Origin of the sequence: uncultured Alistipes sp., from assembly GCF_910580175.1 — a bacterium.
In the GTDB taxonomy this organism is placed as follows: domain Bacteria; phylum Bacteroidota; class Bacteroidia; order Bacteroidales; family Rikenellaceae; genus Alistipes.
On record NZ_CAJTXD010000003.1, the window covers coordinates 225,680 to 251,364 of the forward strand.

The following is a 25,685-nucleotide window of genomic DNA, read 5'->3' on the forward strand; positions in this document are numbered from 1 at the left end:
TTTGTCGGTTAGTACAAGTGTAGAATGCGGATGGCCGAGAGCATCGTTTCGGATCGCACGGGAGTGAAGCCTACGCAAAGCCCTTCGCCGTTGTTCAAGACGATCCGATAACGTCGCGTTACCGGGGTTTTGCGACCCGCTTCGGCGGCGACATCGAGACTGCGGGCGACGTCGAGACCGTTGATGCTGATGTCGAAAGCGCGTTCCGAGACGGCTTCGCTTTCGGTCGCCAGTCCCAGTTGGTAGACCGAACTTGCCGTTTCTTCGCCCGCCAGTTCGGCAAAATAGAGGGTCACTTCGTAAACTCCGTCCGGCAAATCGGCACGAAACGCCTCGATGCTTCGGCGTTGGGTCTGGAATAGGGGGTCGAGGCGTGTTCGGTCGATGGGCAGATTCGATGCGGGTTGCGTGCCGCGATTGGTTTTGGGCCGCCACGGGATGCCGCCGACATAGCCCCAGCCGCCCGGCTCATAGGGTTGTTCGGGAATCCATGCCGTCTCCTGCTGCGGATCGTCGAAGGAGCGGGTCGACCCCAGCAGCACGTTCATTTCAGTGAACGGCGTGCCGTTGCCGAATTTCCGGGGTACGAGCCGGTATTCCGTCGTGGAGCAGTGACGCGCCGTGCGGCCGTCCTCGGTGCGGATCGTTGCTTCGAGGCGGTTCGTGCCTGCATGGAAGGGGATTTCTACCTCGGCTATGCAGTCCGTCACGTCGAATCGGCCCATATCCCGTCCGTCCAGCGATACTTCGATCTGCGGTGCATTGGCATAGATCCGCACGCGTTCCGTTGCGATGCCCGGCGTCGTCTCCACTCCGGCGCGGAAATGTCGGCCGCCGCCGCAAATGTGTACGATCGGATCGGGGCGCAGCATGGCCTGATAGTAGAAATAGGTGTCTTTCGGTGTGCGGTCGAGCGTACAGAGACCTTTGCAGTTGACGTGAGGGATGGCGTCGCCGCGCGGTTCGGCATAGAAATCGTTGAGGTTCCATGCTGCCGCACCGCAGATGAACGGCCGTGCAAGCATCTGCGGCAGGTAGTGTTCGTGGTAGAGCATAGCGTAGTCGACCGAGAAGTCGAACCGTTCGGGGCGTGCCGAACGGATGCGGATGTCGCAGTCGGCTCCGTATTCCGTGACGAACAACGATTTGTCGGGATATGCGGCGTGTATCCGGTCGAGTTGTTTCTCGAAATCGGTAAATCGACCGCCGTACCATCCTTGATAGAGGTTGACCCCGATGATGTCGGGTATTTTCAGCAAGCCGGCTTCCTCATAGAGGGTCAGATTGCCGTGGCAGGGCAGCATGGTCGCACGCGAGGGATCGAGTCTGCGGGCCGTGGCATTGCAGCGTTGTGCAATGTTGCGTACGCATTGTAGGTATTCGGCCTTGTCGTGTTCGTCTGCAAAGCCGGGGGGCCGTAACATGACCTCATTCATGTAGGTCCAGAGACAGACCGAGGGCGAATTGTAATTCTGGAGCACCATTTCGGTCATCATCCGTTCGCAACAATCGGCGAATGCGTCGCTGCGCGTGACGGCGTTGACGATCGGTATTTCGACCGAAGCCAGCAACCCCGACCGATCGCAGGCGGCCAGCACGGCAGGGTCTTGCGGATAGTGGGCTATGCGCAGGAAGTTGCCGCCCATATGCTTGAGTTGCTCCACGTCTCGTATGTGGCGTTCGTCGCCGAGGGCGTATCCCGACCCTTCGTAATCTTGATGACGGCTCGTGCCGATCAGTTTGAGCGGGCGGCCGTTGAGGAAGAATCCGCGGTCGGGGTCGAACGAACAGGTGCGCAGACCCAGCGGATTGGCCACCCGGTCGGTCTCGATGCCGCGGGCGTCGATTACGCAGCTTTCGACCCGATAGAGGTGCGGTTCGTCGGGCGACCAGAGACGCGGCTGCGGAATGCGGAGCGATTGGCGGACGGGCATGCCGTTTGTTCCGGCAGGCAGCTTGACCGATGTCTGGGTTTGGGCGATGCAGCGTCCCGCAGGGTCGAAGACCCGTTGTCTGACCGTTGCGCGGGCCGTTTCCGGCCCGTCGTTCGTCAACAGCGTGCGGACGGAAACTTCGGCCGACGAGGCGTCGAGACGTTCCGTCGTGAGAAAGACTCCCGACGATGCGTAGTGGGTCGTCGTGATATGCAGCGGGTCGGTGGCGATCAAGTGTACATCGCGGTAGATGCCTCCGAAGAAGGTGTAGTCGGCTGAAAGAGGCGGAATGTCAGGATTATGCGAGTTGTCGGCGCGCACTTCCAATAAATTGTCGCCGGCGCAGACCAGGTCGGTCACGTCGAAGGCGAACGCCGTGTAGCCGCCTGCATGCGTGCCGACCGGCGTCCCGTTCATGTAGATTTCGGCATACGAATCGACCGCTTCGAAGAGCAGGTGGAGCCGATAGCCCGCCAGCGAGGCGTCGATGTGCAGCATTCGGCGGTACCATGCCGGCCCGCGGTGGTAGCCGGGCGTGTCGTCGTCGCAGTCGACGGCGTTCCACGTATGGGGCACCGAGATGCGGTGCCATTCCTGCTCGTCAGGATGCAGGTCGCCATAACAGAACTCCCAGCCGTCATTGATCGTATAGTCGATCCGGTCGGCAAAAGAAGGGTGACATATTACCAGCAACGCTGCGAGAAGCGTAAAGAAGCATCGTTTATTCATAACACATTTCGATCGTTTTTTTTGCATAGCGTCGCCCGAGCAGCAGTTGCCCCTCGCGGCTGAAGTGCGGGTCGAGCGAGTCGCGCAGAGGCGTGCAGCCTTCGCTTGATATGAAGGCACTGTTGGGTATGCGTTTTGCTATGCGGCCGATTATCGGATTGAACCGCTCGGCGTTGCTGTGCCAACGGGCGATTTCGCCCGCAATGAACGGCACATCGCCGCAGCCCAGGTCGCGCCGCAGCGCCGCGACCGTTTCTGCCAGCCGTTCGAGATACTGCTCGGGATGGCTGCTGTCGCTTTCGCCTTGATGCCAGAGGATGGCGCGCAGCCTGCCGTAGTCCATGGCTTGCCGCGTGCGGCGCACCGCTTCGTTGTAGTAGTCCGAACCTGGCATCCACTCCCGGAGCGCCGAGCCGCCGCGGGCATTGACTACGAGCAGCAAAGGCCGTCCGGTCTTTTCGTGGAGCAGTTCGGCGAAACCGACTCCCGGGTTGACCCCTTGCATGGAAAGGCGTTTGCGGATGGTCGAGTAGCGGTTGAGCGGTTGTGTCGCTTGCACGGGGATGCCTGCGCTGTCGAGCAGTTGCACGCCCTCGGGGCGCCAGAGGCTGTCGGCGGCAAGCATCGCTCCGCGTCCGGCCATGTTCGATTGGCCGATCAGCAGGAAGAGGTCGCATGCCGACGCATTGGGTCCCTTGTCGGAAGCCGTTTTCCGCCCGCCGCAGGCGGTCAGGCCCGCGGCGGCGAAAAACGCCAGAATGAGGAGGATTCGTTTCATCAGAGTAGTGGGTCATCCTCCCGCTCGGTCGAACCGTGCGGGAGGAATCCGGGTGTCAGTTGGTTTTTTCGACCGCACGTATGGCACGGATGTAACGAGGCGTAGGGCTTGTTTTCGAGAGGTTCAGATCGCCATACTTGCCGAAGCGGATGTAGAATGCTTTGTCGCCGGCAGAAGTTTCCGTCGATGCCCAATAGCTGTCGCCGTTGCCTGCGGCTTGCGAACCGCAGGCTTCGGGTGTGCCGTTGAGCGGGTCGCCGCCTGCGTCGATGAATAGTTTTTCGATTTTGTCGCGTTGTTCTTTTTCTGCTGCGCTAAGGTTTGCCGGCTCATTGGCTATGAAATCTCCGCCGTGGCCTCCGTTGTAGAAATCGTAAAGTTGGATGATTTCCTGACGCGACGGCCAATACCAGCCTTTGCCGAAGGTTTGGCACCATCCGACCGCCGGTACGTCGTCGGCCGTTCCGTGGTCGATGATTTTCTGCATGTTCACGGCTCCGTCGGGATCGGTCAACCCGTAGACAGGCGCCGAGGCGGCGGTCGTCCAGACGAGAGCGGTGCGCGTCAGCGATACGATTTTGGCTTTCGTGCCGTCGGCCGGATCGACCCAGAAGACGATGCCGCCTTTCACTCCGTCTTCGTCGGGCACGATGTCGCCCGCCTGCCAAGGCTCCACGGTAATGAGTTTCGCCTGCGATACGGTCAGCGTGACCGATGCGGTGTTCTCGCCGCTGCCGGCTGTCACGGTGGCCGTCGTAGAACGCACGTCGCCGGTTTCGTTGGCTGAAAGCGCACGGAACGTAATCGTTGCGTCCGCAATGTCGAAAGCGAGCCACGAGGGGTCGGCAAGCGTTACGGCGAGCGTCGCGAGTTCCTTGTTGGTCGTTGCATTTACCGACGCCGAGCTGCCCGTGGCAGCCTCCAGCGCAAGAGTTTGCGAGGAGAGCGTCAGCGTAGCGGGTTCTTCGGGCGGCAGATAGTTGCCCACGCGGCGTACGCAACGTACGAAGCGTGCCGTACCCGATTTTTTCCATTTGTCCGAGGTGTATTTGCCGAAGCGCACGCCGTAGGAATTCTGGTCGTCGTATTCGGTCGACGACCAGTAGCTTTGGCCGTTGCCCGACGTGGTGGCGTCGATGACCGTGCCGCCCAGGTCGGTCAGCATTTTGTCGAATGCCGCACGCGCCATTTTCTCGGGGTCGGTCAATGTCTCGATGGTCGCGGCTATGAACGAAGGATCCGCATGTCCTACGCCGTTGTAGGCGTCGAACAGTTCGTTCAGTTCGCCCAAAGCAGGCAGATACCAGCCTTCGCCCATCGCCGTGCAGTAGCCTGCGGCTTCCTCTGCCGTGTGCTCGGTGTAGAGCGCGGTGTTGGCCAGCCCGTCGACACGCGATTCGGCTCCGTGAGCCTTCATCGTCGATTCGAACGGCTTGCCTTCGAGGCGGGCCAGCGAAACGGCCTTGCCGATCGTTCGGTCCGACGGATCGACCCAGAAGATCATGCCCAGCCCGTCGTCTGTGGGGTCGCCCACCTTCAGTCCGCTTTCTTCGTCGACGGCAGACTGGTTCACGGTAACCTGTTCGATGAACGATCCGGCCCGCAGCGTCACTTGCGTCGTGCGGGTTTCGGAACTTTCGTTGGTTTGCGTCGCCGTAAAGACCGCACGGCGCGTGTTCACGTCGACGGCGAGCCATGGGCAATCGAATTCAGCTTCGACGATGGGTTCCGTTGTGGCGATCAGGGCGGTAAATGAGGAGCCTTCGGTACGGTTGAGCGTTACCGTGTGATCCGAGTAACTGAATTCGGGCATCACGCGCACCTCGTCGTCGCTCGTGCAGCCGCCGCATAGTATCGCGACGAGCGCGGCTGTGAATCCTAATATCTTTTTCATGAGTCTTCTTTATTTGGGGTTAATTAAGGATCAGTTCCACGCTTCGTGTTGCGGGAAATTCTTGCCCATCATGTCGACCTGCGACTGCGGAATGGGCCAGAGTTCATGTTTGCCGGCAACGAAATTGTCTCGCGGTTCGGTGTAGTTCCGATCCAGATAGGGGTCGTCTGCTTGCGAATCGCCGGCATGCGCCTTTACATATTCGGACAGCAGCCCCAGGCGTTTCAGCAAAGGCCAGCGAACCCCCTCGAAGTTGCATTCGCGGGCATATTCGTCGAGAATCTTTTCGAGCGTCAGCGGCCCGTGTTCCTCGTCGTTGCCGGCGCGCTGCCATGTCTTGTTGTAATACTTCAGCGCATCGGAGCTGCTGCCGTCCCGGTGGAAATAGGCTTCGCAGCACATCAGCGCTGTTTCGCCCAGCCGATAGACGGGCAGATCCTTGAAACTCGAACGCAGGTCGGGCTGGTCGGTGTTGCTCCAGCAATCGAAATATTTCTTCGTAAAGAAATGCAGGTTGGTAATGTACTCGGACTTGCCTTTCGAAAGCTCCAAATCGTAGGGTTTGCCGTAGCTTGCATCCGAACGGTTGTTGCAGATGAGTTCGGTGCAGATGAGCTTCGTGTAACGCGAATCTTTCTCCTGGTCGAAAAGCGACAGCAGATAGGTGTTCGGGTAGACGCGGCCCCAGCCATAGCCGCCCATGCCGGAGGCGATGGAAAAATATTTGCCCAGTCCGTGGTATACGGGCAATGTTGTGAGACTCAGCCGATGACCCGTGAGCGTCGTGCTGCCCGTGGCGCCGCCGCCCATGTTGGTCGAGAATTGGTAGGCCCACAGAATCTCTTTCGAACGCAATTCGACGCCTGCCAGAAAGACATCTTCGGGACGGCTCTCCAGCTTGAACAGGTCGGGGTGCGCGAAGATTTCTTCGCAGGCGTCGATCGCCGTGTCCCAGTCCTTTTCCCACATGGCGAATTGTGCCCGCACATGCTTCGCAACGGCTTTCGTTATGCGGCCGTGTTGAGTGGCGGATGAACCTTCGGGGGTCTCCCATGCCAGATGCGCAGCCGCATCGTCGAGGTCGGTGCGGATGCGTTCGAACAGATCTTCTTGCGAAGCCGGTTCGAACACCCGTTCCAGGTTATCGACCGCCGTGGGCGTCGTGTTCAGATAGAGCCGCTCGAACCGCTTGTAAAGTTCGAAGTAGGCGCGGCCGCGGAAGAATTTCGCCTCGGCCCATGCGCGTAGGACGACGGGGTTTTCGAGATCCATATGTTCGGCCGAACCGATGATTTCGTTGGTCTTGCCGATGATGTTGTAATGGTGGTTCCAGAAACTTCCGACGACCTCGTTGTTGGGCATCAGGTTGTTCAGACGGGCCAGCGAGGCGGCCGTGCCTCCTCGGTAGACCATCAGGTCGGTGCTGTAATCGAGCATTTGGACTACGTAGCAGTCGTTGTTGTCGTTCGAAGGTTTGGCTATTTTACGGTCGAGGTCGTATAGCGCCACGACCGCACGCGACAATCCTTCGGGGGTGTCGTAGAGCCAATTGTTGGTAATATTGGTTTTGGACTCCAACTCCAGATACTTCTTGCAGGAGGTCGCTGCGGAGGCAACCAGTGCGAGCGTCAGAAGCGTATATAAGGTTCGTTTCATGTTCGTGGATTTTTAGAAAGTGAGATTGGCTCCGAAAACGAAGGTCTGCGGTTCGGGATAGGCTCCGGGTGACAGCTCGGGGCTGTACGACAGCAATTCGGTGAATGTCAGAAGATTGGTTGCCGTTGCATAGAGACGCAGTTTGCTTAGACCCAGTTTCGAAATCCACCGTTTCTGAAAGTTGTAGCCGATTTGCAGCGTGCGCAGCCGAATGTAGGAGGTGTTCTGAATGGCCAGTGCGCTTTGATAGGTGGCGTTGGAGTTGAACGACGGACGCGGGAACTGGTTCGACGGATTGTAGGGTGTCCAGTAGTCGACCTTCACACCGTTGAGTTTGCCTTGCAGCGAGCCGCCGCTGTTGGCTTCGTGCAAGAACGGGTTCATCAGACGACCGCCATGTACGCCGTACCAGTCCATGAAGAATTCGAAGCCTTTCCAGCGTAGCGTCGTCGAGAGCGACAGCGTGAAGTCGGGGTCTTTCGAGATCGGCGTACGGTCGTCGGCGTTGATTTTGCCGTCGTTGTTCAGGTCGCGGATTTTTACCATGCCCGGTTTCACGGCGTTGGTGTATTCCATCGCCTTGTCGGCCTTGCCGTCGCCGTCGGTGTCGATTGTCGGTTTGAGCGTGTAGACGATGTTGCCGTAGGCGTCTTTCGAGATGTCGAAGTCGTCGTATTGGAAGATGCCGTCGGTCTTGTAGTTGTAGTAAACGTTGATCGACTTGCCGACGAACCAGTTGTTGGCCGGTTGGCTGGCCGGACGCCCGTATTCGTCGAGCGTGTTGTCGATGCGGACGATTTCGTTGCGGAAGAGGCTGAAGTTGGAGGAGACGCTCCACGAAAAATCTTTCTTGCGCAGTAGTTCGCCTGTCAGACCGATGTCCAGGCCCCAGCTTCGGGTCTTGCCGAGGTTGTCGAGCATCGAAGTGTAACCCAGAGCCGAATTGATGCCTCGTTTGACGAGCAAGTCGGAAGTGCGGGTGTCGTAGAACTCGATGGTGCCTGCAAGCCGGTTGTTCCAGAAGCCGAAGTCGACGCCCGCGTTCACGGTGGCCGAACGCTCCCATTTCAGATTGGGGTTCGACAGTTCGGTGCCTGGCAGGTAGCCCATCACGTAGTCGTCGCCGAATTCGTAGCCGTGGCCGTCGGCCAGGCCGAGGGTCTCGTAGTTGCCGATGCCGTTCTGGTTGCCTACGATTCCGTAGCTCAGGCGCAGTTTCAGGTTGTCGATCCACTCCGCTTCGCGCAGGAAGCCTTCTTGGTTCATGCGCCATGCCAGCGCTACGGAAGGAAACGTACCCCACTTGTTGTTCGCACCGAAGCGCGACGAGCCGTCGATACGCACGGCGACATTCAACAGATAGCGGTCCAGGAGAGCATATTGCGCACGGGCCATGAACGAAACAAGGTTGTGCTCGTTGGAGGCACGTGCGGGTTTGCCCGAGAATTCGCCGTTGGCGATGAAGTCGGGCCCCTTGTCCACAGGCAGGTTGTCGGTGGCGTACCCCAGCGTCGTGTTGAGGTTGTGGTCGATCGACTGCACGGCCGTGAGGGTCAGGTTGTGGTTTTGGTTGCGGATCGGCACCTGATAGGTAAGGATGTTTTCGATCAGCCAGTTTTTAGTCCGGCTGTTGGTAATTTGCGCCGAGGCGCCGCCGCCCGGATAGTCTGCGTCTTTGGCTTGTTTGTCTTCGTCGAAACGTTGATAAATCGAAGTATTGAGGCGATAGTTGAACCCTTTGAACGGTTTGATGTCCGCGAAGAAGTTCAGGCGGTACGAATCGCGGTTGATGCGGCGTTCGAAATGTTCGGCCCGATAGAGCGGATTGATATGGCCGCTGGAGTTGATGAGTTCGGTAGGGTTGCCGTCGGCATCATAGATCTCGGACAGCGGCGGGCGGGTAATGAATTCGTTGAAGTTGCCGTCTTCGCGTTTCTGCGACGTGATCGCATAGGAGGAGTTGACGCCTACGGAGAGCCATTTGTTGACCTTCAGATCGGCATTGATGCGGAACGTGCCGCGCCGGTAGCCCGATCCGAGACGGGCCATGCCGTTTTGGTCGAAGAATCCGGCACTGGCCGCCGCCTTGAGCTTCTCGCTGCCGCTGCGGATGCTGATGTCGTGGTTGTGGTAGAGGGCGTTGCGGAACATCAGGCTTTCCCAGTCGACCGATTTGCCGCTGGCCCATACGCGAGCCATGATTTCGTCGCCGAGTGCATCTTCGACCGACATTTCCCGGGCGTCGAGCAGTCCGGCATCGTTGGCTTTGGCCTCGCGGCGCAGGTTGAAATATTCCTCGCCCGAATAGAAGTCGAAATTGCGCCACAGTTTCTGAACGCCCACATACCCGTTGTAGGAGACCTCCGTGCGGCCGGCGCTGCCGCGTTTCGTGGTCACGAGAATCACACCGTCGCTGGCGCGTGCTCCGTAGATGGCTTGTGCCGCGGCATCTTTCAGGATTTCGAGCGATTCCACTTCCTCTGCGCTCAACGTGCTGAATTCGGTAGCGCTTGACGGCGAGCCGTCGATGATGTAAAGCGGCGTGTTTTCGGCCGCTATCGAGCGCGCACCGCGAATCGTGATGGTCGGGATGGAACCCGGACGTCCCGACGAAGCGGTGACTTGTACGCCGGCCGCCCGGCCGCGAAGCATGTCGGCTACGTTGCTCGATGGGAAAGTCTTCATTTCGTCAGCTTTTACCGAAGTGACCGAGGTGGCGACGTCGCTCTTGCGTTGATAGCCGTAGCCCACCACGACCAATTCGTCGATGGCATTGGCCAGTTCTTCCATCACGACATCGATCGTGGTGCGGGAACCTATGATCGTCTGCTCCTTGCGGTAGCCGATGAACGAAAATTCGAGGGTCGCACGGGCATCGGCCGCGATGCGGTATCGACCGTTTATGTCGGTCGTCACGCCGATGGCGGTGCCGGCTACGGTAACGTTGACGCCGGGCAGCGGCCCGTTGGCATCTTTCACAACGCCCGTGACTGTCGTCTGCTGCGCCCAAAGGCTCGTCCAGGCGAACAGCGTTGCGACGAGCAAGACGAATTTTAGATGGATCGTTGGTTTCATAAGCGGTTGGTTTTAGGTTGTGCAGTTTTTTATTCTTTGAGTGCCTTGTCGGCCGGCAGGTCGGCGCCCGACCAGGCTTTGACACTTGTCCACGGTTCGGCGGGCGCACTCCAGAACGGATCGTCGGCCGGCAGTCCGAGCGCGACGTATGCGGCGCAGCAGAGGTAAAGGCTGCCTGTCGAAATGTAGCTTTCGCCGATGGACGGTTGGTGGCCGCAGAAACCCACGCGGAGCCATCCCTGCTCGTCGAAGGTGCCGGGTGCATCCGTCTGGCGGCGGATCACGGCGGTCATCGCGCTGCGTACGGCAGCCGGAGCGAGCGCTTCGGGCAGCATGCGGCGGAGTGCGGCATCGGAAAGTGCGTGGAAAGCCCCGAACCGGTAGGCCAGCGAGCGCCCCGTCGCAGGATAGGTGCCCTCGGGAGAGATCATCCGCTCTTGAAGGGCGGCATAGCGGGTGTAACGGCTGTTTTGTTTGACGGCGAATGCCGCATCCGGGGCATTGTAACGTTTCAGCACGTCGATGAGGGTCATCATCATCGGCTGGATGACAAAGCTGTTGTAGTAGTCGAGGTGCAAGTCGGTGCCGTCGCCATAGTAGCCGTCGCCCTTGTACCACGCATCGAAGCGTTCGAATGCGTAGGCGATACGGTCGTATTCCCATTGGCCGCCGAATTCGCGCAATGCCGCTTCGACCATGGCCGAGAAAAAGAGCCAGTTGGTCTCGGAGGGGCGGATCGCGCGCGATGCACGCAGTGCGTCGAGCAGGCGGGTGCGCGAAACAGCGTCGAGCTGCTCCCACAGCTGCGGAGCACGCAGCAGAGCCTGTGCAAGAAAGGCTGCGTCGACCAGCGGTTGGCGGCCTTCGCTGAAGTTCAGACAGTCGGGCGAATCGGGATCGACAGCATTTGCGAGCGCCGCCACCGAAAGACGCAGATACTCTCCGCGCAAACGGCCTTCGGGTGTAGCATCTTCGCCCAGTGCGAGCCATGGGGCGATGCCCACCATGACGCGGCCGAATGCTTCCAGGTGCGTGCAGGTGCGGCGGCGTGCAATGTCGCCGATGCTCTCGACGGGCATCGTGGCGCGCAGTTCATTGTCGGCCAGGGCGGTCAGCACGGGCCGGGCTATGCGGTCGAGCGATGCGATCCATGTTTCCCGGTCGTTGCAGGCCGTGGCCGGAGCAGTGTTGTCGGTTATGGGTTGTCCGGCGGCAAGACGCTTGTAGCGCATCATGGCTTCGACGAAATAGTAGTCGGCATAGGAAATCGGAGCGTCGATTTCGTAGTTGCTGGCGAAGAATCCCGTCGAATGGGTAATGATGAAGTTGCCGTTCCGGCCCGCTTTCGAGCGATATTTGGGCGAACAGAGCGAGCGCAGTTGATGTTCGGCCATGCGCAGGAAGCGTTCGCCGGTTTCTCCGTCGACGAAAGTCGAAAGTTCGATGTAGGCCGAAGCCATCAGAGCGCCGGCCGAGGCATCGCGCACCGCTTTCGGAATGTCGGGCGCATCGTAATCCCAGTAGGGAATCTTGTCGGCGGGCAGGTTCGGATGATTCATCAGATATTTGCCGATGCGCACCGCATGATCGAGGTAGCGGCGTTCGCCCGTCTGACGATACATCATCGTGTAGCCGTAGAGACCCCACGCCTGACCGCGTGCCCAAGACGACGAATCGGAATAGCCTTGCCGAGTCACATGATGGATGGCCTTGCCTGTTTCTTCGTCGTAGCCTACGACGTGATACGAACTGGCATCGGGCCGGAAGTGGTTGTGCATCGTCACATCGGCGTGCGATTTGGCCATGTCGCAATAGCTGTTGTCGCCCGCCAGGTGCGAAGCCACGGTCAACAGTTCGAGGTTCATCATGTTGTCGATAATGACCGTGTAACCCCATTTCTTGGTGTTCCACGAGCGGGTGCAGCCCACCTTGGGGTCGAATCGTGTGGCGAAGTTGCGCGCTGCGGTAAGGATGACGTCGCGGTAGGCTTCCTTGTGCGTCAGCCGGTAGCCGTTGCCGTAGGTGCAGTTGATGGCGAAGCCGATGTCGTGGTTGTCGGTACGGTCTTTCTCGCTCTCCATGCGCTCGGTAAGCTGTTCGGCGATACGGCGCAGGTCTTCGCGGCCGCTGTGTTCATACAGATACCACATCGTACCCGGAAAGAACCCGCTGGCCCACCAGCGTATCGGGCACATGATGAGCGAGTCGTTGGACGCATACCAGCTGCGGGGCATCTGATCGGGCGTCTCTTTTACCGATTCATAGAGTCGGAGCGACTGTTCGACGGCGAAGTCGAGGGTGCGGCCGACGGTGCGTACCGTAGCCTTGTCGCACACCGGACGTTCTTCGGCCTTCATCGTCGGAGCGAGGCAGGCGAGAAGAACGAGGAGCAAAAGTTTTTTCATGATTGCATCGTTTTTACGGTTGGTTTTCTCTTTGACAAAGGACGGCAAGAAACGCTGCGCGGAATGAAAAAATCATCCGTAAAAACGGTAAAATCATCTTAAACTTTCGGTGGCGCGCCCGACGATCGTTTTCGGTAGACGCTGGGCGTTACGCCGAACTTGTTGCGGAAGCAGCGGATGAAGTAGCTCGGCGACGAGAAGCCTGTGTCATAGGCTATTTCAGCGACGCTCGCCCGGGGGTCGGTCTTGAGCCGTTCCAGGGCTTGACGAAGCCGGACAGAGAGTATGAATTCGTTGGGAGTCTGTCCGGCGATGCCTTTCAGTTTGGTAAAAAGCAGCGTGCGGCTGAGTCCGAGTTCGCTGGCGAAAGCGTTGACGTCGAATTCGCTGTCGGCAAGATGCCGTTCGACGATGGCTACGGCGTCGGAAAGGATCTTTCGGTCGTGCGGGTGGGTCGCGGCCACGAATTCGCGGTCGTCGATCGTATCGCGGAATCTCGATTGGAGGTGCCGGCGCTGCACGATGATGTTGTTGCAGCGGGCCAGCAGGATGCGGACGTTGAACGGCTTGGCGATATAGTCGTCGGCACCGGTAAGCAGGCCTTCGAGCGTATGTTCTTCGGTGTGGTAGGCTGTAAGAAGCACCACGGGGATGTGACTTGTTTCGATACCTGTCTTGATGCGTTTGCACATTTCGAACCCCGACATGACGGGCATCATGATGTCGCTCAGCACCAGATCGGGTTGAAGCGCCCGGGCCGCTTCCAGACCCTCGGCACCGTTCGCGGCGGTATGCACTTCGTAGAGCGGTTCGAAGATTTGACGCAGCATTTCGAGCATCTCCGCATGATCTTCGACGAGCAGGATCTTCGTGTTTTTCTCTATTTCGGGCTGCGGCGCTTCTTCAAGGCATTTTTGTTCGAGAAAAGCAGCGGGGTGTTTTTCCGTGTTGTCGACGAAGATGATGTTCGGATCGTCGCGGTGGAGCGAGAGCGGCAAATGGACGCTGAAAACCGAGCCTTTGCCGGGTTCGCTCTCGACCGTGATGCGTCCGCCGTGCATTTCGACCAGATTTTTGGCTTGCGAAAGACCGATGCCCGAGCCGTATTGGTTGATTGCAGCATTGGTTTGTTCGTCTTGCCAGAAGCGTTCGAAGATGCGGTCGAGATGTTCGGGTGCTATGCCGACGCCCGTGTCGGCCACGGAGATCACGGCTTCGTTGTCCCCGGCGCTCACGCTCATCGCGATGCAGCCGCCGGAGGCCGTGTATTTGAAGGCGTTGGAGAGCAGGTTGTCCAAAACTTTTTCCAGCCGTCGTCGGTCGAACTCCAGTTCGAGCGGCGTTTCGGGTTTCGCGAAACGAAATTCGATGCCGCGTTGCGAGGCGTAGTCCTGGAACAGCAGCCAGATGCCTTTGGCTACGGCTCCGAGTTCTTCGCGATCGACATGCAGACGCAGCTGCGACTGGTCGAGCCGGCGGATGTCGATGATCTCGTCGACCATGTTTTTCAGGCGTTGGGTGTTGCGGTATACGCTCAGAATCCGGTTGTAGACCGACGGGGCGATGTCCTGCCGCATGAGCAGGACTTCGACTTGTCCCATGATGAGGGTCAGGGGAGTTCGGAATTCGTGGGATACGTTGGTAAAAAATCTGAATTTCTGGGTGTTGGATTGTTCGATATGTTCTTTCTCCAGTTGCTCGATGCGCAGCATCTGCTCCAGTTTCTGATGTTGCAGCCACAATTTCCACAATTTCCAGAGCACGATGAGGCTGCTGACGGCGATCAGCAGCAGAAACCACGGCCGGGCGTAAAGCGGCGCCTTGACCCGCAAGTCGAACGTCGTCTCGGGCCGGCGGCCGTTTCTGTCGGGCAGCATGCCTCGCACCACGAAACGGTAGCGCCCTGCCTTGAGATTCATGTAGGTAACTTGAGTCGTATTTTCGGCCTTGATGAAATGCGAATCGAATCCTTCGAGACAATATTCCAGTCCGGCGGCGGGGGCATTCACGAAATGGTTGCCGGCGATGCGGAACGTGACGGACGAATAGCGCGACGGAAGGGTCATCCGATGGCAGTAGAGCGGCGACGCGGCGAGCAGTCGGAGCGAGTCGCCCGGATGTACGGGGCAATTGTCCACCAGCAGCCCCTTGATGTGGATGCGATAGTCGGCATATCGTTCCCGGAACTGTCCGGAACGGATGTGGACGACGCCTTGCGGTCCGCAGACGAAGATGTTCTGGTTGTCCGAGATGTAGAGACCGTTTTCGCAGACGTTCGACAGGGGGAAACCGTTCGCCATACCGTAATTTTCGAACTGCGACCGGTGTTCGTCGAGCCAGCTGATGCCGTGGCTGTGTCCCACGTAGATCGTGTTCGAGGTGCTGTCGCTTTTCGGCATGAAGGCAGGGCGGTCGGCCAGGGCGGTCACGAATCCGCTGGCGAGACCCCGGTCGCTGCCATAATGTTCGAACGTGTCGTTTTGCGGGTCGTACCGGAAGATGCCCGACCCCGTGGAGCCGAGCCACAGCTCGCCGGCAGAGTCGCAAAGCAGATGGTTGATGTGTTGTTTGGCCTGCGTGCCCGAAATCTCGGCGAACGAGTAATGACGCACGGCGCCGCTTGCTTCGTCGAGCTGCATCAGATCGAACGAAGTGGTTATCCACAATTTCCCGTTGCTGCGGGCGATGTCCCATATTTGGGATACGCTGCGCCGGAAAATCGCTTCGTTGTCGACCGCTTCCAGCCGCATCTTTTCCCGGTTGAGCCGCACCAGGCCGATGCGGGTCGCCAACAGCAGACCCGATCGGCCGTCGTCGATGATGCGCAGGATGTTGTGCGCCCGACCCACGCAGCGTTCTTCTGCGTTCCACACCGAGGGTTCCACATGGGTGCATTGTCTCGTGCGCAGATCGATGCAGTCGATGCCGTTGAAGAGCGATGCGGCCCACAGCTGATGCCGGTCGGCGTCGTAATGAAGCGTCTTGATGACCGTGTTGTTCGCTAAACCGGGAAACAGGTCGAAATAGGCATTTTCGGGGTCGAACCGAATCAGTCCGTTGCCTTCGGTAGCAAGCCACAGCGTGCGGTCGTTATCTTCGGCGATGGCGCTGATGACCGGGGAGATGTGTTCTCCGTGATGGTTCGAAGAGACGCGGTAGAACCGGTAGTTGTCGTTGGCTACGTTGTGGTATTGCACGCCGCAGTGGAATGTGCCGATCCACAGCGTGCCGTTGTCGTCGCAGAGCATGGAGATGATCGAGCGGACGTTGATCTCTTCGTTTTGTTCGTAGTTGCACAGGATGAAGCGTCCCGAATGGAGGTCGAGCATCTGGAGTCCGCCGTAGGAGCCGACATAGTAGAATCCGTTTTCGGCTTGTACGACGGCTCTTACATTGTTGTGTATCAGCGATGTTTTGTCGCCGCTGCGATGCTGGTACCAACTCGTGCGCCACATGGGGTCGATGCGGCACAATCCTGCGTCCCGCGTCGCGATCCAAAGATTCCCTTCGGCGTCGGTCTGCAACGAGTTGACGGTTCCCATTTGCTCCCTGTGCACGATCCGCCCATTCTCGATGCAGAGCATCCCGAGTTTGGAGGAAGTGAGAATCAGTCTGTTGTGCGAAACGATCAGGTTGTTGACATGGCCCGGATGTTCTTCGAGGCCGTTGAATGAGAAGACGGTTTCGGGCTGGGGGTATTCTCCCGCAGGCAGCGTGCTGTCGATGCGCAGGATACGGTCGTTGTCGACGATGTAGATTTCATCGCCGTTGCAGGCCATGGCGCTTACGTCCCCGCTGTATAGCAGGTCGAACCGCTCGTGCCGCAGATCGTAGCGTTCGACGCATTGCAGCGACCGGATGAAGATGTGGCCGTTGCGGTCGCTGTGCAGTTGGCGGATGTTGTTGCTGCTGATTCCGTAGGGGGAGCCGTCGGGTTTGAACTGGTCGACCGTGCGTCCGTCGAATCGGTTGAGACCGTCTTGTGTCCCGATCCACACGAATCCGAACTCGTCCTGGCAGAAGCAATTGACCGTCTGGTGCGAAAGGCCTTCGGTAACGCTGAGAAAACGCATCTGGATGTCCCGCGTTTCAGGGTGCACTGTCCATGGCGCGGCGATGCAAAGAACGACAGCCAGTAGACGACAACGATTCATGGCATTCATTTCTTTTTTGTTTTAGGAATGCTGCTCGGTATAGGGTCTCTTGCAAAAATCGAACGACCGATGCGTTGCCGGCCCTTTTATTTTGGTTGTGCCGCGTCGCAGTCGGCCGAATCGGAGTGATACGGGAAAGCGGGCAGCCCTGCGTGGTTGTATAAGTCGATTCGGTGCCAGTCGGCGAAAGCATAACGAAGCGCACACGGTGCCGGCACCTCCGCCGACCGCACCTCGACGGTAGACCGCGCTGTGCCGACCCGGGCCGTAGCCGGATGATAGATGCCGTCCGCTCCCGCCAGTTCGAAGCCTGTTATCGGCCGGTTCAGTGGATTGAGTCCTCGTTCCGCGTGGTCGAAATGGACGATGGCGCCTCCTTCGATGTAGTCGACCCTTGAGACCGTCGGCCCCGAAGCGGGCAGTCCTTCGATTCCGTAGACGTTGACCAGTGCCGAGTAGAAAACCCGTTCGGCGACCTTGTCCTTTTTGGGGTAGTGGCCCAAGTGTTCGTCGCCGATGTCCGAGGTGCCGACCATCCAGGCGTGGCTGTCCGCATCGGTCGCTTTGATTTGAGCTTCGATAAGACGCGCGCCACCAAGTTTGCCCTCGCCATGGTAGGGGCAGGGCGCGATTTGGCAAACGATGAAAGGAAGTTCGGGTTGTGCCTGCTTCCGGCGCCAGAGGGCCATCAGTTCGCGCAACATCGGAGCGTAGACGTGGGCGTTGCGGCGGTTGCTCTCGCCCTGCAACCAGACCACGCCCCGAACAGCATAACCGGTCAGAGGCTCGATCATGCCGTTGTAGAGTTTGCAGGGGTCGCGGTAGGGCTTGTCGGCATGGGCGATATAGTCTTTGGGGTCGAATTTCGCGATCGTCTCCGCATCCATCCACGATTCGATGCGCGATCCGCCGTAGCTGGATACGATGAGTCCCACCGGCACATCGAGTGTTTCGGTCAGGCGGCGTCCGAAGAGGTAGGCCACGGCGCTGAAGTTCGCGACCTGCCTGGGCGTGGCCTGCGACCACACGCCCCTGCATCCGCTTTGCGGCGTATCTGCGCAGCATCGGCCCACCGTAAAGAGACGCAATCCTTTGTATTTCAGCGAAGCGGCGATTTCCGCGGCAGCACCTTCGACGGGCTGCGACGGAAAGCCGCGCATGGGCATCTCCATGTTCGATTGTCCCGAGCACAGCCATACTTCGCCGATCAGGATGTCGTCGAGACGAATCGTGTTCTCCTCCCGAACTTCGATCCATTGCGGTTCGAACGAGGCTTCCGGAGTATCGAGCGCAATGTGCCAGCTGCCGTCTTCCGCTGTCTTGACAATCCGGTCGTTCGATTCCCACGAACAGCGAACCACGACCTGACGCCCGGGTTCGGCTGTTCCGCGCAGCATGGCTGAACTCCGTTGTTGGAGCACCATGTGATTGCCGAATAAGGAATGAAGCCGTACTTCGGCCTGCAAGGGCGTGCAGAGAATGACGAAAAGAAGCAAAAGAAGCAGTTGCGGTCGCATGGAGAGGTATTTTTTAACAAAGTAATCCTCTTGGCGGTTTTTGCGATGAAAGAAATATCCGGATAAATGGTAAAATCGTACAAAAACACGATTGCTATTATTCTTATTTCGGCGTTATTCCCGCTGCAAATCGTTGTTTGTAAAATGGTTGTGGAGTGCGATCCGTTCCCTGATCCGTTGCCGTTTCCGAATCGAAGAACGAATCGGCGGCGAACATTTCGCTCGACGTTTCGATCCCGTATTCCGACCGTTCGGCAAGGAGCCGAGAAACTATCGGTTGCGATTCTGCGTTTCAACCACCTATTTATTACGCTTCGTTCGCCCGTTTTATCCGATTTTCTTCTTATCTTTGGCTGCGCCCAAGATACTCTCGTTCGGCAAAATGCAAGCGAGCTTGCTTTTACCCTCGCTTATTCGTATCTTTAACTTCGTTCAAGATACTCTCGCTCGGCAAAATGCAAACGAGTTTGCTTTTGCCCTCGCTTATTCGTATCTTTGCTGGATATATTCGGTTTCCCATGCTCGAAAAGTTGGTCAAACAGACTGCCGTCTACGGCATCAGCACCATCGTGGTCAGGTTCCTCAGCTACCTGCTCACGCCTTACTATACCCGTATTTTCGGGCAGGAGACCTATGGCATCGTTACCGACGTCTATGCCCTTATCCCCTTGGCCCTCACGCTCCTTACTATGGGCATGGAGTCCAGTTACTTCCGCTTTTCCGCCAAGGCCGATCAGGCTGGCGGCGATGTCGTCGCGGCCAAGCGGCGGCTTTTCGCGACCACCTGGGGCGTCACTTCGTTAGCGGCGCTGCTCTTTTTCGCTGCCGTCGTCTTTTTCCGCGGCTCTTTCTCCCGTTGGATGGGGGCTGCTTACGTCGCCCACCCCGAGTATGTCGTCTGGGTCGGCGCCATCGTTTTGTTCGACGTCTGGGCTTGCATCCCTTTCTCCCGCTTGCGCGAGCAGGGACGGTCGCTCACGTTCGTCGGGTTCAAGGCGCTCAACGTCGTTCTCAACGTCGCGCTCGCCTTCGCTTTCGGTATCGCGGGTCTTTTCGCTTCCGACTTCGGCGTCGGGTGGGTCTTCGTCGCCAACCTCATCGCCAGCGTCGTTACGTGGGGTGTCATCCTTTCTACCGTCGACCGCACCGTTCCGCGCATCGACCGGGCGTTGCTCGCCGCCGTCTTCGTCTATTCCCTTCCGTTGCTCGTCGGTGGGCTTGCCGGCACAGCCAATGAGTTTATCGACCGGCAGCTCATCAAGTATCTCGTGCCCTCCGGCGCCATGGCGCAGTTGGGCGTCTACGGCGCCATTACCAAGATCGCCGTCGTCATGATGCTCTTTTACCAGATGTACCGGCTGGCGGCCGAGCCGTTTTTCCTTTCCAATTTCAAGAAGTCCGACTTCGTCGCGATGAACGCCGCCGCTTTGAAATATTACGTCATGGTCTCGATGCTCATCTTCCTCGGCATCGCTTTGTTCCGCGATTTTTTCGCCTTGATCGTCGGGCGCGATTTCCGCGAGGGGATCTTCATCTTGCCCGTCGTGCTCGGGGCCAACATCCTCGCCGGCGTGTGGCTCAACCTCTCGTTCTGGTACAAGCGCGAGGAGCGCACGTCGCTGGCTATCGTCGTTACCGGCAGCGGATTGGCCGCCATGTTGTTGTTCGGTGGGTGGTTCATCCCCTTGTGGGGATATTACGGCGCCGCTTGGGCGCGTCTGGTCAGCGAAACGGTCATGGTCGCCGTCAGTTGGTGGCTCAACCGGCGTTTCTTCCCTACGCCCTACCCCTGGGGCCGTATCGGCGAAGCGGTCGTCGTGGCGTTGGCTGCGTTCTTCGCCGCTGAATTCTTCAGTGCCCGTGCAGGCAATATCTTCGCGGGCTATGCGTTTAATATTGTGTTGTTTGCGGGTTATGCCCTCTACCTCGTCCGGCGCGAGCATATCGACGTGGCGGCATTGTTGCGGGCAGCCTGGAAAAGAAAGTAGCCGATCGTGCGGTTTGCGGATATCATAGGGCAGGAGGAGTTGAAGCGGCATCTGGTGCAGTCCATCGATGCCGGGCGCGTGAGTCATGCCCAGCTTTTCGCTGGCAGCGCCGGAACAGGAGCCTTGGCCTTGGCCGTCGCTTATGTGCAGTACCTTTGTTGCCGGCATCGCAGCAACGGCGATTCGTGCGGCGTGTGTCCCGACTGCAAGCAGATCGAGACCTTGGCCCATCCCGACCTGCACATGGTCTTCCCTGTCAACAAGCAGGGCAAGAAGTCCGGCGAGGCGATGTTGAGCGACGAGTTTTTGCCCCGTTTCCGCGAGTTGTTCGCCGAGCGGCGCGGTTACGTCTCGCCCCACGTCTGGTACAACCGGCTCGATCTGGGCAAGACGCTCAAGGGGATGATTTCTGCGCGCGAGGCCGACGAGATCATCCGCAAACTCTCGTTCAAGAGTTTCGAGTCCGATTATAAGATCATGCTCGTGTGGCTTCCCGAGACCATGAACGAGGAGGCCGCCAACAAGATTCTCAAGATTCTCGAAGAGCCATGGGAGCGTACGGTCTTCATCCTCGTTTCCGAGCGGCCCGACAAGTTGCTGCCCACGATCCTTTCCCGCACCCAGGAGGTCGTCGTGCCCCGTATCGCGCCCGAGGTGTTGGAGCGTTTCGCCGTCGCCCGCGGGATTTCCGACCCTCTCCAGGCGCGCAACATGGCCCGTCTGGCCGATGGCAATCTCTTGGAGTTGCAGCATCTGATCGCCGGCGAAAGCAACGTTTCGCGGCACGAGGACTTCGAGTTGTTCTGTTCCTTGATGCGGTTGAGTTATAACGACAAGCATTTGGAGTTGCTCGGGTGGGCCGAGGAGGCCGCACAGCTTTCGCGCGAGCAGCAGCGGTCGTTGTTGTTCGACGCTTCGCGGCTGTTGCGCGAAAGTTTCATGCTCCACGCCGGCATTCCCCAAATCGGGTATCTGTGGGGCGAGGAGTTGGCTTTCTGCACCAAGTTTGCACCGTTCGTCGGGCCGCAGAATATCGAGCCGCTCATCGAGCAGATCGAGAGCGCCTCGGTGCAGTTGACGCAAAACGGCAATCCCGCGATCGTCTTTACCCATTTCGCTCTCGCGGTAAGTAAATTGATAAAACGTTTGTAGCTATGGCACGTGCAGTTCTTCTGACAGGCGGCAATTTGGGGGATGTCAAGCGCACCCTTCAGGCAGCGCAGCAGCTCATCAACGCGCGCGTCGGCGCCGTCTTGCGGTGTTCGCACCGTTACGAGAGTTCCGCTTGGGGCTTCGCTTCCGATGCCGTGTTCTCCAACCAGGCCATCGAGGTCTCCACCGACCTTTCGCCCCTCGAAGTGTTGGACGCCCTCCAGCAGATCGAGTGCGAGTTGGGGCGCAACCGCGCTGCCGAGACGCTCGAAAAGGCCCGTACGGGTGCCGATTACGTTTCGCGGCCCATCGACATCGACATCATTTTCTACGACGATGCTGTCATCGAGGAGGAGCGGTTGACCGTACCCCATCCCCGGCTGGCTCTGCGCGAATTCGCCCTCGTGCCGCTTTGCGAGATCATGCGCGACAAGCGGCATCCCGTTTTGGGATCGACCGTCGGGCAGATGCTCGACGCCCTGCGGGCGCAATCATCCGACCGGACATGCGGAGAGTAGGATACATATTCGTTTGTGCCTTGGCTTTGGCGGCGGTCTCTTGTTTCAAGAAGGTCGCCTACCGCACGGAGTGCGTGGTCAAGCCTTTGCAGCAGGCTACGGCCGACGATGGCAATCCCTCCGTCGTCCCCGGTGCCGCGGCGTTCGCGTTCGATGCCGATACGACCGCCTGGACGGTCGCTTCCTACGACGATGCCGTGTCCGGGATCATCACCTCCAAGTCCGATCCGGCCGTCAAGCGGGATACCCCTTTCGCTTTTTCGCAGTCTTACGGCGACAGGGGTTGGATCAGCTTGTTTCTCGACCGGGAGCGGCAGATGGTGGTGGTCGTCGACCCCGTCGACAGGCTCTATGCCTATACCGATCTGTTGATCGGTGTCAACCACAGTCCGCTCTACGTTTCGTTGGTTTTCCAGCCTTGGAAAGAGGGTTTTTCCTATAAGAGCAGCAATTGGAGCGTCTACAATCCGTTCTACGAGCCGCCTTTGTTGCTCGACTGCTTCGTCGATGCCCAGGCGCAGGATGAGGAGGGCGCTGCCGGGGCGCCGCTCCAGTCTTCCAAGGTCTATGCCTATGCCGCCGACACTACGGCTTGGCGGATCGCTTCCTACGACGATGCCGTTGCCGGCATCATCACATCCAAGGCTTCCGGGCAGACGCGCACGTCGCCCGATTTTCCCGCTTATCCCGTTCCCGAGAGCGACCTCTTCAGCATGGAGGTTTCCGCTTCGACGTTGATGCTCGTGGTCGTCGACCGTTCGCACCGGATTTATGCTTATACCGAATCGGAGGTCGACCTGGCGGGGGCAAGTCCTACATTTTCCGTTCTCTTCCGGCCTTGGGTCGACGAGTGGATCGTCCTGCGCGACGGTTGGTGCTTCGTCGACGAGCGGTTCGCGCCCCAGGACGACGAAGAACAAATTCAACATCCCGAGCAATGAGCGCACGCAGACATATCGTCGCAGGATTGCGCGGCATCGTAGTTTTGTTGTTCGCATCGGCTTTTTTGAGCCGGTGCGCCAGCATGATGGCCCCTACCGGAGGGCCGAAGGATACGCTGCCGCCCGTGATCGTCAACATGACGCCCGACAACTTCTCCACCGACCGGCCCACGGTCGGCCACCCCAAGATCTACATCGAGTTCGACGAGTTCGTCCAGCTCAAGGATCAGCAGAAGGAGTTCTTTACCTCGCCGCAGATGAAGAAGAAACCTACGCTTACCCTGCGCGGGCGGGGCGTCGTCATCCAGCTGCGCGATACGCTCGAAGCCAACACCACCTATGCCCTCAACTTCGGCAGCGCCCTGCGCGACAACAACGAGGGCAACCCGCTCTACTCCATGCGCTATGTCTTCTCCACCGGTCCCGAGATCGACTCCATGATCCTTTCCGGTTATACTGCCGATGCCTACAAGGCCGATTCGGTCTCCAAGACGTTCGTCTGGTTCTTTCCCGCCGATTCGGTCGAGAACGTTGCCGAGTACGACTCCACGATCTTCAAGTACAAGCCCGCCGTCATCGCCCGGGCCGAGAACAACGGCATATTCATCGCCCAGAACCTCAAGCCCGTTTCCTATCGCGTCTATGCCGTCCAGGATAAGAACGACAACCAGATGTACGAGCCGGGCACCGACCAGGTGGGCTTCCTCGACGGCACTTACAATCCCGCCGAGCTGCCCGATTTCGCCATGTGGTTCGATTCGCTCCGGCATTATGTCTCCGCCGAGCCGCAGTTGTATCTGCGGATGTTTACCGACAAGCAGTTCCGGCGGCAGCTGCTTGCCCAGGCCGAGCGGCCGCTCCAGCACAAGGCCATGCTCTATTTCTCCGCGCCGCATCCGCAGATCGACAGCATCCGCTTCGACAGCATTCCCGAAGGCGGGTTCATCGTCGAACCGCAGACGCTCGGGCGCGATACGCTGGCCCTTTGGTTTACTGTTCCTTCCGCCGAGCTGCCCGATACGATCCGCGGGTCGGTCTCTTATTATAGGCACGATTCCGTCAATCTCTTGCAGCGCGTTACCGAGCCGTTGAAGCTCTCGTGGCATTTCATCGAGACCAAGGAGCAGCAGCGCAAGCGCGAAAAGCTCGAACGCGAGCGCCGCAAGGCCGAGGAGGCCGGCGAGGAGTGGACGGAGCCGAAGCCGGACAATCCTTTCGGTTTCAAGTTGCCTTTGTCCGGCGAGGTCAATCCCGAGAACCATCTTACCGTCGATTTCGATTATCCCCTCGCCCGCGTCGATTCCGCCGCCCTGCTTTTGACCGTTACCCGTTCCGACAAGTCGGTCGAGGACATTCCGCTGCATTTCGTGCCCGACACCGCGTCGTTGCGGCGGTGGCACCTCCGCGCTCCCTGGAAGCCCGACGGACAATATACGCTGACCATTCCCGAGGGTGCGATTACCGATATTGCCGGTTTCTCCAACGATTCGATCGTCGGCAAGTATACGGTCTCCGATCCCGAGAAGTTCGCCACGGTCAAGATCGCCGTCGAGGGCCGTCCCGGGATGCAGTACATCGTCCAGTTGCTCGACGGCGGCGGGGTGCTCAAGCAGGAGCGGCGCAACGTCGTCTCCGGGCCGGTGCAGTTCAACTACGTCCCGCCGGGAGAGATCAAGTTCCGCATCATCGAGGATGTCAACGGCAACGGCCGTTGGGATTCGGGCGATGTCGTCGCCCGGCGGCAGCCCGAGCGGGCTGAGATGTTCGCCGATTCCAACGGCGAGGAGACGTTTGCCACCAAGGCTAATTGGGATATCGAGTTCACTATGGATATGGGCCGCATTTTCGCTCCCGTTACCATGCAGTCGTTGTCGCGGCTTTTGGACGAGCGCGAGTTGCAGCGTCTGCGCCGCGAGGAGGAGAAGCGCGCCAAGGAGAAACCCAGCAACGGGCAGACTTCCGGTTCGCGGTCTTCGGACAGCCGCAACGGCATGAACGGCATGAACGGCATGGGCGGCATGGGCGGGTTCGGCGGCATGGGCGGCGGTTTGGGTTCCGCGTCGGGGATGTTCAATTCTATGAGATAGGCGTATGGCGGTTCGACAACATAGGGTTTTCTTTTTGGCCTTCTTCGGGGCGCTCGTCATGGCGCAGGGCGCCGTCGCGCAGCATACGTTGGGGGCGATCGCCGGTTACGGCATGGGCAACGGGCGTTTCGAGCCGAAGCAGGAGTCGCGGGCCGTCTGGGGCATGTACAGCGGGGGCCTGTCGTGGCGTTATTATGGCTCCCAGCGTTTCGTCGGCGGCTTCGGCGCCGATCTGGAGTTTCTCCAGCAGGGCTTTTCGTTCGCGCCTAATGCTTCGCAGGTCGACGATAAGTCCCAGTACCTTTATTATACGCGGCGCATCAATTCTGTGGTGCTGCCCATCGTCTGGCAGCCCCATTTCTATATGGTGCGCAACCGCATCCGCGTTTATCTCGAAGCAGCGGCTACGTTCTCCTACAATTTTTCTTCTTCTTATGAGAACCGGCAGGCCCAGGCGCAGGGCAGGGAGGATTGGCGCGGCGACTACCATTTCCGGCTTGCACGAGACAACCGGTGGGGATACGGCCTGGCCGGCGGCGGGGGCGTCGCGTTTCTCATCCGGCGGTTCGAGTTGAATTTCCGCGCCCGTTATTATTTCGGTTACTCCGACATCTTGCGCAACCGTACGCGTTATGCCGACAACGCTACCGACGGTTCCGAGAACCCTTTCTGGGCTACGCCCTTGCGTTCGCCGCTGGACAACATTACCATCAGCGTGGGTTTGAGCTACCGGTTCAACAAGGAGGGTTTCCAGACATGGAAGCCCCGGCCCAAGCGGCAGAAAAGCCGCGAGGTTTTCAAATATGGATTGTAAAGCATATCGGGAGCCGTCATTCCGAGCGCAGCGAAGAATGGCA

15 protein-coding genes are annotated in these 25,685 nt (G+C 59.0%); 7 read left to right on the top strand and 8 right to left on the bottom strand.

All coding sequences use genetic code 11. The features are described from left to right. Positions 1-8: 8 nt before the first annotated feature. From QZ298_RS05370 to QZ298_RS05405, 8 genes are all read right to left on the bottom strand, one after another. Positions 9-2,663 carry a glycoside hydrolase family 2 TIM barrel-domain containing protein gene (locus QZ298_RS05370; RefSeq protein WP_296006289.1) on the bottom strand — a complete coding sequence of 885 codons (2,655 nt, stop codon included), beginning with the start codon at positions 2,661-2,663 and terminating at the stop codon, positions 9-11. Further along, entirely contained in the window at positions 2,656-3,441 is a 786-nt protein-coding gene (locus QZ298_RS05375) for a sialate O-acetylesterase (RefSeq protein WP_296006292.1), read from the bottom strand. Before QZ298_RS05375 ends, QZ298_RS05370 begins: the two co-directional genes overlap by 8 nt. A gap of 55 nt (positions 3,442-3,496) precedes the next feature. After that, on the bottom strand, positions 3,497-5,335 hold the full coding sequence (locus QZ298_RS05380; RefSeq protein ID WP_296006294.1) for a BACON domain-containing carbohydrate-binding protein: 1,839 nt from the start codon (positions 5,333-5,335) through the stop codon (positions 3,497-3,499). Positions 5,336-5,365: 30 nt separating this feature from the next. Beyond that, positions 5,366-6,991: a RagB/SusD family nutrient uptake outer membrane protein gene (locus QZ298_RS05385; RefSeq protein WP_296006298.1), complete on the bottom strand. Its 1,626-nt coding sequence runs from the start codon at positions 6,989-6,991 to the stop codon at positions 5,366-5,368. A 12-nt stretch (positions 6,992-7,003) separates the two neighbouring features. Then, positions 7,004-10,066: a TonB-dependent receptor gene (locus tag QZ298_RS05390; RefSeq protein WP_296006301.1), complete on the bottom strand. Its 3,063-nt coding sequence runs from the start codon at positions 10,064-10,066 to the stop codon at positions 7,004-7,006. A gap of 29 nt (positions 10,067-10,095) precedes the next feature. Then, the gene (locus tag QZ298_RS05395; RefSeq protein WP_363323909.1) at positions 10,096-12,423 is read right to left on the bottom strand and encodes a DUF2264 domain-containing protein; all 2,328 of its coding nucleotides are present in this window, start codon (positions 12,421-12,423) and stop codon (positions 10,096-10,098) included. Between the two features lie 146 nt (positions 12,424-12,569). Next, a complete protein-coding gene (locus tag QZ298_RS05400) occupies positions 12,570-16,544 on the bottom strand; it encodes an ATP-binding protein (RefSeq protein ID WP_296006306.1) in 3,975 nt (1,324 codons plus the stop codon). Between the two features lie 167 nt (positions 16,545-16,711). Beyond that, positions 16,712-18,142 carry a sialate O-acetylesterase gene (locus tag QZ298_RS05405; RefSeq protein ID WP_296006308.1) on the bottom strand — a complete coding sequence of 477 codons (1,431 nt, stop codon included), beginning with the start codon at positions 18,140-18,142 and terminating at the stop codon, positions 16,712-16,714. A gap of 66 nt (positions 18,143-18,208) precedes the next feature. On the opposite strand from QZ298_RS05405, the gene QZ298_RS05410 reads away from it, so the two are divergent. The 7 genes from QZ298_RS05410 to QZ298_RS05440 all read left to right on the top strand — a co-directional run bounded on the left by QZ298_RS05410 (position 18,209) and on the right by QZ298_RS05440 (position 25,642). Further along, positions 18,209-18,568 (top strand): hypothetical protein, encoded by a 360-nt coding sequence (locus QZ298_RS05410; RefSeq protein ID WP_296006311.1) that lies wholly within the window; start codon positions 18,209-18,211, stop codon positions 18,566-18,568. 92 nt (positions 18,569-18,660) lie between these two features. Then, the gene (locus tag QZ298_RS05415; protein WP_296006316.1) at positions 18,661-20,130 is read left to right on the top strand and encodes an oligosaccharide flippase family protein; all 1,470 of its coding nucleotides are present in this window, start codon (positions 18,661-18,663) and stop codon (positions 20,128-20,130) included. A 6-nt stretch (positions 20,131-20,136) separates the two neighbouring features. After that, positions 20,137-21,282, top strand: coding sequence for a DNA polymerase III subunit delta (locus tag QZ298_RS05420; RefSeq protein WP_296006319.1), 1,146 nt, complete (start codon positions 20,137-20,139; stop codon positions 21,280-21,282). Positions 21,283-21,284: 2 nt separating this feature from the next. Further along, on the top strand, positions 21,285-21,800 hold the full coding sequence (gene folK / locus QZ298_RS05425) for a 2-amino-4-hydroxy-6-hydroxymethyldihydropteridine diphosphokinase (protein WP_296006323.1): 516 nt from the start codon (positions 21,285-21,287) through the stop codon (positions 21,798-21,800). Beyond that, on the top strand, positions 21,788-22,741 hold the full coding sequence (locus QZ298_RS05430) for a hypothetical protein (protein WP_296006327.1): 954 nt from the start codon (positions 21,788-21,790) through the stop codon (positions 22,739-22,741). Before folK ends, QZ298_RS05430 begins: the two co-directional genes overlap by 13 nt. Beyond that, positions 22,738-24,828 carry an Ig-like domain-containing protein gene (locus QZ298_RS05435; protein WP_296006329.1) on the top strand — a complete coding sequence of 697 codons (2,091 nt, stop codon included), beginning with the start codon at positions 22,738-22,740 and terminating at the stop codon, positions 24,826-24,828. Before QZ298_RS05430 ends, QZ298_RS05435 begins: the two co-directional genes overlap by 4 nt. Before the next feature lie 4 nt (positions 24,829-24,832). Next, entirely contained in the window at positions 24,833-25,642 is an 810-nt protein-coding gene (locus QZ298_RS05440; RefSeq protein ID WP_296006332.1) for an outer membrane beta-barrel protein, read from the top strand. The last annotated feature ends 43 nt before the right edge of the window (positions 25,643-25,685 follow it).

Excerpts from the sequence above, each read along its gene's own strand:
- QZ298_RS05430 (WP_296006327.1), top strand. The coding sequence starts at position 21,788 with ATGCGGAGAGTAGGATACATATTCGTTTGTGCCTTGGCTTTGGCGGCG.
- QZ298_RS05380 (WP_296006294.1), bottom strand. The coding sequence starts at position 5,335 with ATGAAAAAGATATTAGGATTCACAGCCGCGCTCGTCGCGATACTATGC.
- QZ298_RS05435 (WP_296006329.1), top strand. The coding sequence starts at position 22,738 with ATGAGCGCACGCAGACATATCGTCGCAGGATTGCGCGGCATCGTAGTT.
- QZ298_RS05400 (WP_296006306.1), bottom strand. The coding sequence starts at position 16,544 with ATGCGTTTTCTCAGCGTTACCGAAGGCCTTTCGCACCAGACGGTCAAT.
- QZ298_RS05375 (WP_296006292.1), bottom strand. The coding sequence starts at position 3,441 with ATGAAACGAATCCTCCTCATTCTGGCGTTTTTCGCCGCCGCGGGCCTG.
- QZ298_RS05370 (WP_296006289.1), bottom strand. The coding sequence starts at position 2,663 with ATGAATAAACGATGCTTCTTTACGCTTCTCGCAGCGTTGCTGGTAATA.
- QZ298_RS05410 (WP_296006311.1), top strand. The coding sequence starts at position 18,209 with ATGGTAAAATCGTACAAAAACACGATTGCTATTATTCTTATTTCGGCG.
- folK (WP_296006323.1), top strand. The coding sequence starts at position 21,285 with ATGGCACGTGCAGTTCTTCTGACAGGCGGCAATTTGGGGGATGTCAAG.
- QZ298_RS05390 (WP_296006301.1), bottom strand. The coding sequence starts at position 10,066 with ATGAAACCAACGATCCATCTAAAATTCGTCTTGCTCGTCGCAACGCTG.
- QZ298_RS05405 (WP_296006308.1), bottom strand. The coding sequence starts at position 18,142 with ATGCGACCGCAACTGCTTCTTTTGCTTCTTTTCGTCATTCTCTGCACG.
- QZ298_RS05395 (WP_363323909.1), bottom strand. The coding sequence starts at position 12,423 with ATGAAGGCCGAAGAACGTCCGGTGTGCGACAAGGCTACGGTACGCACC.
- QZ298_RS05440 (WP_296006332.1), top strand. The coding sequence starts at position 24,833 with ATGGCGGTTCGACAACATAGGGTTTTCTTTTTGGCCTTCTTCGGGGCG.
- QZ298_RS05415 (WP_296006316.1), top strand. The coding sequence starts at position 18,661 with ATGCTCGAAAAGTTGGTCAAACAGACTGCCGTCTACGGCATCAGCACC.
- QZ298_RS05385 (WP_296006298.1), bottom strand. The coding sequence starts at position 6,991 with ATGAAACGAACCTTATATACGCTTCTGACGCTCGCACTGGTTGCCTCC.